This window comes from Halomonas sp. TP35 (assembly GCF_052375975.1).
Lineage (GTDB): Bacteria > Pseudomonadota > Gammaproteobacteria > Pseudomonadales > Halomonadaceae > Vreelandella > Vreelandella citrativorans.
Map to the genome: position 1 here is coordinate 1 of NZ_JBQSUZ010000021.1, position 12,520 is coordinate 12,520.

The window sequence follows — 12,520 nt, forward strand, 5'->3', positions numbered from 1 at the left end:
GTGATCATTTTTGAGTCAGGGGCTATTGTTATCTACTTGGCGGAGCAATCAGGGAGGCTTCTGCCGACGAGTGAGTCAGAACGCGCTAAAGCCCTGCAATGGACGTTTGCTGCCCTGGATACAGTGGAGCCACCGATGACGCAAATTGCCGTGATTGATTTATTTGAAGCGGATGCCGAGTGGGCAAAGCTGCGACGTCCGGCACTCGTGGAGATGGCCAAGAACTGCCTCGCAGTGCTCGAAGGTGTGCTTATCCGCAAGCGCTATCTGCTTGGCGACCAATTTACCTATCCAGACATTCTAATGGTTGCTGCGTTAAGCCAAATACAGCATACAAATCTTCTGGATGAGTTTCCTAATGTGACTTCCTATTTAACGCGCTGTCACGACCGGCCAGCGTGGCATAAATGCCTTGATGCCTATAATCGGCGCTTGGCAGCGTGAGTGGTCAGCATCCCGCACGCCAGCACTTCGGCGAAGTTTATCAGTGTTGGAGCGGATCGACGGAACACACCGGAGAGAAAAACCATGACTACAACTAAACAACCATTGCCGAGTGTCGTATCTTTAGAAGAGTGGAAATTAGCGCTGGATCAGTTTCTCGTAAAAGAGAAAGCGCTAACCCGCGCGCGTGACGCACTGAGTGCTGAGCGTAGGAAATTACCTGTAGTGAAGGTGGCTAAGAATTATACGTTTCAGGGCGAAAGCGGCCCTGTGTCTCTGCTCGATCTGTTTGAAGGGCGCCGTCAACTCATTGTGTATCATTTTATGTACGCACCTGACTGGAAAGCGGGGTGTGGCGGATGCTCGTGGGTCGCCGATGCCATGACTCACCCGGCTCACCTGCATGCTCGCGATACCTCGCTAGTGATGGTGTCACGCGCCCCATTGGAAAAACTCGAGCAGTATCGGTCTCGTATGGGATGGGCTTATCCTATTCCATGGTACTCGTCTTATGAGAGCGACTTTAACTATGATGTTGGCGTAACGACTGCGGAAGGTGAAAAGCACGGCGCCAGTGTATTTATTCGTGACGGCAACACCATATATCGCAGCTATTTTACAGGGGCGCGAGGCGTCGAATATCTCGGCAGTCTCTGGACCTATTTAGACTTGACCCCGTTTGGCCGTCAGGAAACCTGGGAAGATTCTCCAGAAGGCTGGCCACAAACTGAGCCGTATGGCTGGAATCGCCGCCACGACGAGTATGGCGTATAAGGATTCGTCTGAACTAACAAGACTAATTACAGCGGCAACTTTTCTGTTTTGGCTTCGCCTACTCTGTAGTTAAGCGGTGGTAGGTAGTCATTTTTAAGAGGCTTATGATATGAGCTCAAATAAATTTAGTTCGGTTGAGGATTATCTTAGTTCCTTGGATTCAAAGAGAGGAGATACACTCAGGGATGTCATCGACGTTATTCTTGAAGAATTTCCTGACTTGGATTGCAAGCTGGCTTGGAACGTCCCGCAGATTTGTAGAGGCAGTGATTACGTATTTGGCGTGTCAGCGCTGAAAAGCCATCTTGCGCTTGCCCCTTGGAGTGCAAAAGTAGTTGAGGACTTTAAGGTAAGGCTTGAGAGTGAAGGGTACGTTGTTAAGAAAAATTTATTTCAAATTCCTGTCAATTGGAAAATTGACGAAAAATTATTAAGTGACCTGGTAATGGCCAGGCTTGCTGAGCTGGACTGATTTTGATTAATAAGCGGTTAGCCGCTCCTAAAGTAGTTATGAACCAGTGTAGCCACGGCAATCCTTTGCCGCTCCTGACTCCTTTCCTGTTTGCATTGTCACTATTCAGCGATTAATAACTATTTCACACCAGCTCCCGCTTATCGCGCCGTGCCGCACGAATGTCGTTTAGCGTGGCCAGGCCGATGACGCCCAGTACGGAGAGTGAGATTAGCGGCCAGATCAATACATATAACGCCAATATAAAAGTTTGCATGTGTTTTCCTAATGTTTGGCTGGTGCGCTATGGCGCACCAGCGGATGAAGTGATTTCAACGTCTTACACAGGGCTTATTGCCCAGCCCTTATCACCCAGCCCTTGTCACAGAGAGCTTAGGCCCGAGTAGCAGGCTTAGCCGGGTCATAGTTGATGACATCCTGATTAATCTGCGCGAAGTCGAACTTGCTGGTGCTCATCAGGCTGACACCGATGCACACAATCGTGCTGACGCCGTAGGCCATTAATGAGGCCATTAGCACCGTGTAGTCCCGCAGGAAGCCAACACAGAAGTAGGCCAAAACAAGAGTGCTGAGTGCGCCGACAATCAAACCGGCACGGCGACCGCAGAATCCAAAGGCCATCAGGCCAAGCACTACACCTCCGCCTACGGAGGCCAGCAACTCAAATAGCCCTGCGGTTAGGCCGACCATAGGCAGCAGTTCAAATCGTGCGATGCAGAACATCACCAAGCCTGCGATTACCGCCGAGGTAAACGCCGTGTTGGTGACCCGGCTCCAGAAACAGCTGGCGATCACCGGGAAGACAATTGCACCCCAGAGCGCGCCAACGAAAATCAGCATGATAAGAATGTCCATGGAGAAGCTGGCGAGAATCACCCCAATCAGCGTCGCCACAATCATGGTCAACCTGCCAATAAACAGCATCCTGGTCGGGTCGGGCTTGTTTTTCGCAATGTTCTTGCCATAGATATCGGCCATGACAATCGCCGACATGGCAGAAAGGTCCGAGTCAGCTGTTGAGGAGAGCGAGCCGATCACCAGAATAAAGAACAGTCCAATAAATACCGGCGAGAGGTACATCGAGACCATCTGTGGGATCAGGTTGTTCATGTCGCCATTCATGGGCTCCATGCCGGTCATCAGCGCCATCAAGCCAATCATGCCCAAGCCGATAACAATCGCACCGTAGCCAATGGTCGCGGTGATAAAGGTCGGTTTGATGTGGTCTTCACGCACGGCGAACAGGCGTTGGGAGATAGTCTGGTTACCAATCGCGTAGGCCAGCACCGCTACAAAGAAAGGGGCGCCCTGATTGAGGATGGCATCCACCGAGAACAGACTTGCCTGTTCTGGAGTGAGCAGACTCATGCCGTTCGATAGCGTTTCCGGCCCGCCGATTGCGAACATCACTGCGGGGATGATTAGAATGGCGATGGCCATCATCGCCATCAGTTGGGCAAAGTCAGTAAGGACCGAAGCGCGGAACCCTGACCATAGCGTGTAAGACAGCACCCCAACGCCTGCGATCACCACCCCGGCTTGAAAGGAGAGTGGTGAGAGCACTGAGACCAGTGCGCCGGACGCCGTGAAGTTGACCATCAGGCTGATGATACTGCCGAGTATGTTGGAGGAGGCAAGAATCAACTGGCTGGAGGCGCCATGCCGGGCATGGATCAGCTCACCCAGAGTGTGCGCATTGGGCGCCAGCTTGCGAAAGCGACGGCCAAAGGGATAGATAAACAGGATCATCAATGCGCCCCACAACCCGTAATGCAGGGGGCCTGAGATGCCATAGGTATAACCCGAGGTCGCAGCGGCGTAAAAGGAGGCAGCCCAGATCCAGGTGGCGGTCATGCTGGCGGCGCCAAGGCCAAAGCCGATCTGATGGTTAGACACCATGAAGGCGTCGGTATTTTCCTTTTTCTCCTTGATCAGTAGGGTCAGCAGATAAGTGCCGCCGTAAAAGAACACCAGTAAAGCGAGGACCGTCAGGGTCGAGAATTGATAGAAGTTTTCGTTGTACATGGAATACCCATAGGTTTTGCAGCCCAGCATCCTAAATAGCAACCAGCGTTCCGTTGTCGGAAAGGTCGCCACAGGACGTGAGCAAAAAAACAGAACATCTTTCTAGGTATGTCTGTAGCGAGATAAGACTGCGATTGGCAGTCTGGCCGTGCAAGCGTCAGGTGCTGAAAACACCTTAAGCCCTAGATAGGGGGGCCAGGTCAACGCTTGCCATGATGCGTAATAGCGAACGCAATAAAGCGGTGGCAAGGTCGAACCGAAGAGCTACCTTACGCTTTTACACTCCAACAGTATAGGTTGACTTTCGCGCCGCTGTATGCTAGGTGAGGTGAGGCGCGAACATATCCGCCCCAGGTTGGCCCCACTTAAGCAGGGTCGGTTGATGGGACTTGCTCTTCCTGCAGGAAGGCTTCTAACGAATCGTCCATAGCACTCATCCATGGCGTATGGTGCGCAGGTGCCAAGGTACCCGTCAGCGTAGAGCGGTAGCTCTTGTTACGGTAACCAAGGATGTCCGCTTCCTTATGGTGCTCCCACTCCTTGAAGATATCGGCAACGCCAGTGACATCAAAAGGTGGGTAGTCGGTAGGCTCAAGCAAATTGAGGATATAGGCCGCTTGAAAATCAATGGCCTCAAAAGGATTAGCAACCTGCTCCTCACGTGCCACCCATTTCTGTGTATCGGCCAACATGGCATCGTTGGTGGGCAGCTTGATGCGGTTAAGTATAAGGTCTCGGGCATACCAGGCTTGCGCATCAAACATGTTGAAGGTGTAGTACTGGTCCTGCATGCCAAGGAAGAACAACTTCGGATTGGCCAGGGAAGCGATCCCCTTGTACAGACCTTCCGGGTAGAGCCGGTTGTGTGTGTTCAACGACAGCTCGTTGGGTAGGAACGGAAAGTGATGCTGATACCCCGTGCACAGGATAATTGCATCGACCGTTTTACGGGTGCCATCCTTGAAGTGAGCTGTCTTGCCTTCTACGCCAGTAAGCAGCGGCACCTCGGCAAACGATGCTGGCCAATCAAACCCCATGGGCTTGGAGCGATAGCTGAAAGTCACTGATTTGGCACCGTACTTGTGGCACTGAGTGCCGATATCTTCTGCAGAGTAGCTGCTGCCAATCAGCAGCAAATCCTTGCCCTGAAACTCGCAGGCGTCACGGAAATCATGGGCGTGCAACACACGGCCGGGAAACTGTTCCAGGCCTTCAAAGTAAGGTGCATTGGGGGTCGAAAAGTGGCCTGTGGCGACAATCACATGATCGAATGCTTCAGTACTCAGCGCGTCCTGTTTTAGATCCCGAACGGTAACCGAGAACTTGCCGGTATCTTCGTCATATTCAACCCAATGTACCGCTGTATTGAAACGGATGTGCTGGCGCATATTGCTCTTGGCGACGCGCCCCATGATGTAGTCGCGTAGCACCGCGCGCGGGGGGTAGGAGGCGATCGGGCGGCCAAAATGCTCTTCAAAGCTGTAATCCGCGAATTCCAGGCACTCTTTAGGGCCATTAGACCAGAGATAGCGGTACATGCTGCCGTGAACTGGCTCGCCGTATGCGTCCAGACCGGTGCGCCATGTGTAGTTCCACATGCCGCCCCAGTTGCTCTGCTTCTCGTAGCAAACGATCTCAGGGATATCTGCGCCATCGCGCTGGGCTGCTTCAAAAGCACGTAATTGGGCTAGGCCGCTTGGGCCAGCACCTAGAATGGCAACTCTAAACGTCATAGTATTTCCTGTTTTCAGTCGCTGTATCGTACATTGAGCCAACGTTGGCCCGACGACGATGAAGCGCGAAAAAGAGCGCAGCTCAACCCGTTATGGTGATGCCATCAAGCTCTATAGTGATGCGCAAAAGATCGGATGTGCCGAGAGCGCAATATGATGAAGGCTGCATCTGTATCTGTGAGTGAAACAGAAGGCCTGGGGCGGGCGGGCCGCTAATTGAACGCGAGGTATCGAGAAAACACCGGAAGAAGATGCTCGAATGGGGAAGCAAGGGAAAAGTACTTGATAACGCGTATACCAAGAGCGTTACTTTATCACAAAACGGGGATCGGCGCTTTGCGTCGTTACTTATTGATGATTCGCCAGAGCGGTACATTGTTTCCAATCCGTTGCTTTGGATTTCTAGCCAATCACCTTGTGCCGCCTCTGCTTTTCTCTTTTACTACAACTTGTTATGTCATTAAGGTAAAAAGATGCTAAACCCGGTTATTCAGGAAGAACCGACCGGCTGCGGAATTGCTTCTGTAGCGGCTATTCTGGGTAAAACCTACCCAGAGATGAAGGCCATTGCGAACGCGATGGGCATTGCCGCAGACGATGAATCACTGTGGTCCGATACCCAGTATGTGCTCCAGATGCTGGCCCAAGCGGGTGTGGCTACCTCGCCGGATGAAACACCGTTTACCACGTGGCAGGCGCTACCGGCGCTGGCACTGCTGGCGATTAAACCCTATCAAAAGGAGGGCAAACACTTTTGGCACTGGGTGGTGTTTCAGCACATAAATGGTCAGCCTGTGGTGCTGGATTCCGCCAGCTATCTGCCCACTAATATCCGCACGGATTTTGATGCTATGCATCCTGTCTGGTTTATTGAGGCCCTCAATCCATGACTCAAGTGACGATACATAACGCCACTTGCACCGATTATCCTGCGCTTTTGGAAGTGTGGGAGGCCTCGGTTCGTGCAACCCACCATTTTCTAGCAGAGGGCGATCTACTATTACTAGCTTGTGAGCGCATATAAAAAACGGCCCGTGGGCCGTTTTTTATACCGTGGCTAGCTGCTTGGCTAACCCTTATACGCTATAGCTTATCCTGGGTTTTATGCTCAAAGTCGCTGGCATCGTGGCGTTCATGCAGCTGTTCGCTGGGCTCGCCAAACGTGCGGTTAACCATACGGCCCCGTTGTACGGCAGGGCGTGCATCAAGTTCTTCTGCCCAGCGGAGCATGTTTTTATACGTGTGCGCTTCCAGAAATTCAGCCGCTTCGTAAACGCGGTTTTTCACCAGGGCGCCATACCAGGGGTAAATCGCCATATCCGCAATGGTGTACTCATCGCCCGCCATATAGCGGTTATTGGCCAAATGGCGGTCAAGTACATCGAGTTGGCGCTTTACTTCCATGGTGTAACGGTCGATAGGGTACTGGTACTTTTCAGGAGCGTAAGCGTAGAAGTGACCAAAGCCACCGCCGAGTATCGGGCCGCTGCCCATCTGCCAGAATAACCAGGAAAGGCACTCGGTACGCTTGGCTGGGTCGGTGGGCAAGAAGGCGGAAAATTTTTCAGCCAGGTAGAGAAGAATAGCGCCTGACTCAAAAACGCGCTGAGGCGGGTTAGTGCTATGGTCCATCAATGCGGGGATTTTGGAGTTGGGATTAACGTCTACAAATCCGCTGCCGAACTGGTCGCCTTCACCGATTTGGATCAAGTAAGCGTCATACTCAGCGGCTTCGATGCCTTTTGCTAATAGCTCCTCAAGCATGATGGTCACTTTAACGCCATTGGGGGTGGCCAATGAGTAGAGCTGAAGCGGGTGTTTACCAACGGGCAGCGCTTTATCGTGAGTAGGCCCCGCGATAGGACGGTTAATGTTGGCAAATTTACCTCCATTGCCCGGTTCCCATTTCCAAACGCGCGGTGGGGTGTAAGACGTATCGCTCATCATAGCCTCGCTGTGTCGTGTCGCGGGCAGTGCCCGGTGGTAAAAATAATCAATTCAAACGCGATAGGTACTCTATGAGGGTAGTAAAACGCAGGTACAAGGGGCGAGAATAATTAGCTGTGTAATAAAATGACTGATAAGTAACCAGGGAGGCAATCATGCAAACCATTGGGGTGTTGGGCGGAATGAGCTGGGAGTCCACGCAAAGCTATTATCGCGCCTTGAACGAGGGCGTAAAACACGCGCTGGGCGGTCTCCACTCGGCCAAAATTGCCATGGTGAGTGTCGATTTTGCTGAGATTGAGGCGCTGCAAAAGCAGGGCGATTGGGAAACCGCTGGAAAAATCCTTGCTGAGGCGGCGCACAATATTGAGCGGGCAGGCGCTGACTTTTTACTGTTGGCCACCAATACCATGCATAAAGTGGCACCCGCTATTGAGCAAGCTATCAACATTCCGCTGTTACACATCGCTGATGCGACCGCCGAACAGCTACGAAAGGATGGTATAACGCGTGTTGGCTTGTTGGGAACGCGCTTTACGATGGAGCAGGATTTCTACAAGGCGCGTTTGCGGGATACATTTGGCATTGAGGTCGTGGTGCCAGAGGAGGAGCAACGTGAGACGGTTCATCGCATTATTTTCGATGAGCTATGCCAAGGGAAGATCAACGATGACTCCCGTGAGCACTATCTGAAGGTGATCGCCAGCCTGCATCAACAGGGTGCTCAGGCGGTCATTCTAGGCTGTACAGAAATTGCCTTATTGGTAGAGCAAGCACATACCGCTGTGCCGCTTTACGATACCACTGCCCTGCATGCAAGCGGAGCAGTGGAGCGTGCGCTTAATAATTAACGGACGGTTAACGCTAAAACGTTAAGCAAGCGTTAGGGTAACGTCGATATTGCCACGGGTAGCGTTGGAGTAAGGGCATACGACATGGGCCTTGTCGACCAGATCCTGGGCGATGCTCTTATCAATGCCGGGCAGGCTGATTGTTAGCTCGACTTCGATACCAAAACCGGTAGGAATGGCACCAATACCTACGTTGCCTTCAATGGAGGTATCTTGGGGAAGCGTTACTTTTTCCTGGCTGGCAACATGTTTTAGAGCGCCTAAAAAGCATGCAGAGTAACCCGCCGCAAACAGCTGCTCCGGGTTGGTACCCTCACCGCCTGCTCCGCCCAGCTCCTTGGGAGTGCTGAGTTTGACATCCAATGCGCCATCAGACGACTTGGCACTGCCTTCACGGCCACCGGTCGCGTGAGCATGGGCGCGGTAAGCAATTTTTTCGATAGACATAGCAGTTTCCTTTTTGGGACGAGTAATAGGTACGTCTTTTAATGATGATCAAGCTCCAGCTCACTGCACGGCTCTAGCCTACAAGGTTCTAACGCGGGCATGTCGGCTCCCTACTTGATGCAATGCGTTAATGTAGCGTGTCATACGCTCGCTTACCAGCGCTAGACGTTGGTTGTAAAAGGGCGGTTTTGCTTTGACACGCTTGTGCTGGGTCTTTTAATCTTTAAGCAATTGTTACCGGTAACAGAACGGTATTCAGGCTGTAGATATCCATTCAATCCACACCCTGCCAGTCATCCTGACAACAATGGTTGTGTGCCCTCGCAAATCAGGCCTTAAGCTCGGAGAATTTATCTAATGAACCCTACTTCTTATCGTATTTTGGTGATGGGTGCCTCCGGCTGCGGAAAATCCCACATTGGCCAGCAGTTGGCAGCCGCCATGAATGCTACGTTTATTGACGGCGATGATTATCACCCGCCTGCTAACGTAGCCAAAATGGCGGGTGGAACGCCGCTTAATGATGATGATCGTCAGGAGTGGCTTGAGAAGCTGTCGTCACTGTTTGCTCACTACCAGGCCCGGAATGAAACGGCGGTGATTGCGTGTTCGGGATTAAAGCGGCGTTATCGGGATTGTTTGCGCAAGGGCGATTCAGCGTTGCAAATTCTGTACCTGGAAGGGAGCGCTGAGCTATTGCGTGAGCGCCTGGCCACCAGAGAAGGGCACTTCTTTAAAGGAGATAACATGCTGGCCAGCCAGCTTGCCGATTTACAACCGCCGGGTGATGATGAGGCCGTTAGCCTGTCCATTGCGCTCTCACCAGAGGAGATTGTGAGCCGATTTACTGGCACACTCAATGTGCGGCTACCTTCGCCATCCAGCTAATCGTTGTTATAGAGGCAGTATCCCGTTTGAAGAAAAAACGCCCAACGCTACAAACTATTGCTGACCAGGTCGGGGCAACCAAAATGACGGTGAGTCGTTGCCTAAGAGACCCGGAAACTGTTTCAGAAGGCTTGCGCGAGCGTATTCTTAGCGTGGCCGAGCAGGTCGGCTATATTCCCAACCGAGCGCCGGATCTACTTTCGCGTGCTACCAGCCACTCTATTGGCGTACTGGTTCCTTCGCTGACGAACCAGGTCTTTGCTGATGTCATCGTGGGAATTGAGAAACGTACCGAGCCTGCCGGTTATCATCTTATGCTGTCTCACTATGGGTATAGCCCGGCCGTTGAAGAGCGAAGCTTGGCATCGGTGCTTTCTTACAACGTGGATGGGGTGATTCTTTCGGACCATCATCACACTCCCCGCACGTTGCGAATGCTGGAAACCGCTGGTATTCCTGTGGTGGAAATCATGGACACTCATCATAAGCCGTTACAGCAGGCGGTAGGCTACGACAACGTCGCCGCGGCGTTTGATATGGTGAGTGAAATGATTCGCCATGGTCGGCAGCAGATTATTTATCTGGCTGTGAGGCTGGATGAGCGCACTCTGCAACGTGAGCAGGGCTACCGCCAGGCGATGGAGCAGCACGGTCTAACACCGGTAACGCTGCATAGCAGCCAACGCTCCTCTTACAGCGTGGGGGCAGCGCTTCTAGAGCAAATTTTAAACGACTACCCTCATACGGATGGCATCTTCTGCACCAACGATGACGTGGCCGTTGGGGCGTATTTTGAGTGTCAGCGCCGTGGTATTAACGTGCCTGGGCAGATGGCGATTGCGGGTTTCCACGGTCACGACGTGGGGCAGGCAATGACGCCAAAGCTTGCTAGTGTCATCACGCCACGCCAAGCCATTGGCGAGGCTGCCGCGCAAGCACTGCTGGCCAGGATTCAGGGCGAAGCGGTGGCTGATCATACGGTCGACTTGGGCTATCGCATAGAGACAGGCGCCACGCTATAGCAGGTTTTCATCGGGCTATTAAAGAGAAGCCGCACTGGTGATAAGTGCGCTTGCTGGTTAGAGTAACCATTTTCGTTTGTATCGAGGCTATCGTGCATATCTCCGAGCTCAATATTTATCCGGTCAAATCTTTAAAGGGTATCAGCCTTACCCGCAGTGAACTGCTGCCCACCGGCCTTGCATGGGACCGCCGCTGGATGCTGGTTGATACGCAGCAGCGCTTTGTGACTCAACGCCAGCGGCCTGCGTTAGCCACGGTAGAAGTGGCCTTAACCACCGACGCCTTGGTACTTTCGCACCCCAATGTTGAGCCACTTTCGATACCGCTTGCAGAACCGAGCGGCAACCTACGTATCGTTCAGGTCTGGAATGATCACTGTAAGGCGTGGCCTGAAAGCAGCGACGTTTCAAGCTGGCTGGAAGCTGCTTTAGGTGAACAGGGCAGTGGCCTGAGCCTGGTCCGTTTCGACACGCAGTTTAAACGTCCGATAGAAACGGAGTTTTTAAACGGGGATGACGCCGACACGCTTTTTGCTGATGGTTACCCCTTTCTGATTGCTTCAACCGGCTCTCTCAATGCGCTCAACCGTGCCCTTGAGGAGAGTGGTTGTCAGGCTATTCCCATGAACCGTTTTCGGCCCAATATTGTGGTCGAAACCGACAAGCCATGGGCTGAAGATGGTTGGCAAGCGCTACAGGCTAGTAATGGAGCATTTGAACTTATTCTGCGAAAACCATGCAAACGCTGCAAAATTACCACGGTAGACCAGCAAACGGCCCAGATACCTGAGCCTGCCGAGCCGCTTAAAACGTTAATAGGCCTGAATACCCAGCCTGAATTAAAAGGCGCTTATTTTGGACAGAACGCGACGCTGCATCGTGGTGAAGGAAGCATTATTCATGTGGGGGATACGCTGGTGGCTGAGGCGCGTGGCGCTTGAGCCGCAGCAGTCGGGTGGCCACAGCCGTGCCGAGCAGGGTAATTACCATGCCTATAACGATCTGAAGGCTAAGCGTCTCACCCAGGAGTAAATAGCCCCACAACAGGGCGCTAACGGGTACCAGGAATGTAACGGTTGATGCGGCCGTGGCACCTGCGCTGGCTAACAAACCAAAATAGAGTAAAAAAGCCAGCGTAGTGCTGAATACAGCAAGTGCTATGGCGTTGCCCCAGGCAAGCGGGCTAATCGGCTCGCTGGGCCAAAGTAAAATGCCGGGGATAAGAAGCACCAAGGCTGACATTGCGCAGCTGCCTGCGGCAAGTACCCGAGGCGGCAAATGGCCCAAGCGTGTTTTGGAGTAATTGCCCGCCATGCCGTAGCAAAAGGTTGCCCCTAATACGGCAATGATAAACCAGCCATCGCCGCCCAAGGCAAAGTCCAGCCTATTAGCAGAAAGCACATAGACTCCCGCCAAGGCAAGCGCCAGCCCTAAATACTGCTGGCGCTGTATAGGCGTGGCAAAGAACAGCGCGCCTAATAGAGCCGTAAAAATGGGCGTGGTGGCGTTAATCAACGAGGTAAAACCAGCCTCCAGCCGTGTTGTTGCCAGCGCCAGCAGCGAAAACGGCAGCACATGGTTCATGATGCCTAGTAATAGCAACGGCCCTTTATGCTGCCAAATAAGCCGCAAATAGTGAACGCTGAGCAGCAGCGGGATAAGCAACAGCGCCCCAACGCCCATGCGCACTAAAACAAGCGGGATAGCGCCAAACTCCGGCGATGCAACGCGCATGAAAATAAACGACAGGCCCCAAAGTGAGGAGAGTATGACCAGGCGCAGCGCATCCGCTGATGACATGACGTGTCCTTGACGTTGGCGTACAGAGTGCTTTCGGCTTGCTGATTTCACTCTGCTGGGTAGCATAAGAGGGTTAGCGCGGCCTGGGAAGCACTCATCATCTGAGTTCGGCACGGT

General features: G+C 52.7%; 14 protein-coding genes. 8 read left to right on the top strand and 6 right to left on the bottom strand.

The features are described from left to right. The 3 genes from ACT3RU_RS16650 to ACT3RU_RS16660 all read left to right on the top strand — a co-directional run. The coding region (locus ACT3RU_RS16650; RefSeq protein ID WP_483392917.1) for a glutathione S-transferase family protein at window positions 1-444 on the top strand (444 nt) is incomplete at its 5' end. Window positions 445-528: 84 nt separating this feature from the next. After that, window positions 529-1,218, top strand: coding sequence for a DUF899 domain-containing protein (locus ACT3RU_RS16655; protein WP_192528430.1), 690 nt, complete (start codon window positions 529-531; stop codon window positions 1,216-1,218). Window positions 1,219-1,327: 109 nt separating this feature from the next. Then, window positions 1,328-1,690: an iron chaperone gene (locus ACT3RU_RS16660; protein WP_192528431.1), complete on the top strand. Its 363-nt coding sequence runs from the start codon at window positions 1,328-1,330 to the stop codon at window positions 1,688-1,690. Between the two features lie 124 nt (window positions 1,691-1,814). Here ACT3RU_RS16660 and ACT3RU_RS16665 read toward each other — a convergent pair whose 3' ends face one another. From ACT3RU_RS16665 to ACT3RU_RS16675, 3 genes are all read right to left on the bottom strand, one after another. Continuing rightward, on the bottom strand, window positions 1,815-1,946 hold the full coding sequence (locus tag ACT3RU_RS16665) for a putative transporter small subunit (protein ID WP_225733918.1): 132 nt from the start codon (window positions 1,944-1,946) through the stop codon (window positions 1,815-1,817). Between the two features lie 116 nt (window positions 1,947-2,062). After that, a complete protein-coding gene (locus tag ACT3RU_RS16670; protein WP_192528432.1) occupies window positions 2,063-3,715 on the bottom strand; it encodes a sodium:solute symporter family protein in 1,653 nt (550 codons plus the stop codon). A 365-nt stretch (window positions 3,716-4,080) separates the two neighbouring features. Then, on the bottom strand, window positions 4,081-5,448 hold the full coding sequence (locus ACT3RU_RS16675; RefSeq protein WP_087111714.1) for a trimethylamine monooxygenase: 1,368 nt from the start codon (window positions 5,446-5,448) through the stop codon (window positions 4,081-4,083). 473 nt (window positions 5,449-5,921) lie between these two features. Between ACT3RU_RS16675 and ACT3RU_RS16680 the strand changes: the two genes are divergently transcribed. Then, a complete protein-coding gene (locus ACT3RU_RS16680; RefSeq protein WP_192528433.1) occupies window positions 5,922-6,338 on the top strand; it encodes a hypothetical protein in 417 nt (138 codons plus the stop codon). 193 nt (window positions 6,339-6,531) lie between these two features. Here ACT3RU_RS16680 and yghU read toward each other — a convergent pair whose 3' ends face one another. Next, a complete protein-coding gene (gene yghU, locus ACT3RU_RS16685; protein WP_192528434.1) occupies window positions 6,532-7,392 on the bottom strand; it encodes a glutathione-dependent disulfide-bond oxidoreductase in 861 nt (286 codons plus the stop codon). A 158-nt stretch (window positions 7,393-7,550) separates the two neighbouring features. Here yghU and ACT3RU_RS16690 point away from each other — a divergent pair, with 158 nt between their 5' ends. Continuing rightward, window positions 7,551-8,246, top strand: a complete 696-nt coding sequence (locus tag ACT3RU_RS16690; RefSeq protein WP_087111720.1) for an aspartate/glutamate racemase family protein — start codon at window positions 7,551-7,553, stop codon at window positions 8,244-8,246. A gap of 21 nt (window positions 8,247-8,267) precedes the next feature. Here ACT3RU_RS16690 and ACT3RU_RS16695 read toward each other — a convergent pair whose 3' ends face one another. Continuing rightward, window positions 8,268-8,693, bottom strand: a complete 426-nt coding sequence (locus ACT3RU_RS16695) for an organic hydroperoxide resistance protein (protein ID WP_192528435.1) — start codon at window positions 8,691-8,693, stop codon at window positions 8,268-8,270. Between the two features lie 357 nt (window positions 8,694-9,050). On the opposite strand from ACT3RU_RS16695, the gene ACT3RU_RS16700 reads away from it, so the two are divergent. The 3 genes from ACT3RU_RS16700 (at window position 9,051) to ACT3RU_RS16710 (ending at window position 11,544) form a co-directional block, all read left to right on the top strand. Beyond that, the gene (locus ACT3RU_RS16700; RefSeq protein WP_087111726.1) at window positions 9,051-9,581 is read left to right on the top strand and encodes a gluconokinase; all 531 of its coding nucleotides are present in this window, start codon (window positions 9,051-9,053) and stop codon (window positions 9,579-9,581) included. 26 nt (window positions 9,582-9,607) lie between these two features. Beyond that, window positions 9,608-10,603, top strand: a complete 996-nt coding sequence (gene gntR, locus ACT3RU_RS16705) for a gluconate operon transcriptional repressor GntR (RefSeq protein ID WP_087111728.1) — start codon at window positions 9,608-9,610, stop codon at window positions 10,601-10,603. A 92-nt stretch (window positions 10,604-10,695) separates the two neighbouring features. Continuing rightward, window positions 10,696-11,544 (top strand): MOSC domain-containing protein, encoded by an 849-nt coding sequence (locus tag ACT3RU_RS16710; protein WP_192528436.1) that lies wholly within the window; start codon window positions 10,696-10,698, stop codon window positions 11,542-11,544. Here the strand turns inward: ACT3RU_RS16710 and ACT3RU_RS16715 are convergent. Then, window positions 11,498-12,403: a DMT family transporter gene (locus ACT3RU_RS16715; RefSeq protein WP_192528437.1), complete on the bottom strand. Its 906-nt coding sequence runs from the start codon at window positions 12,401-12,403 to the stop codon at window positions 11,498-11,500. The genes ACT3RU_RS16710 and ACT3RU_RS16715 overlap by 47 nt on opposite strands. Between the last annotated feature and the right edge of the window lie 117 nt (window positions 12,404-12,520).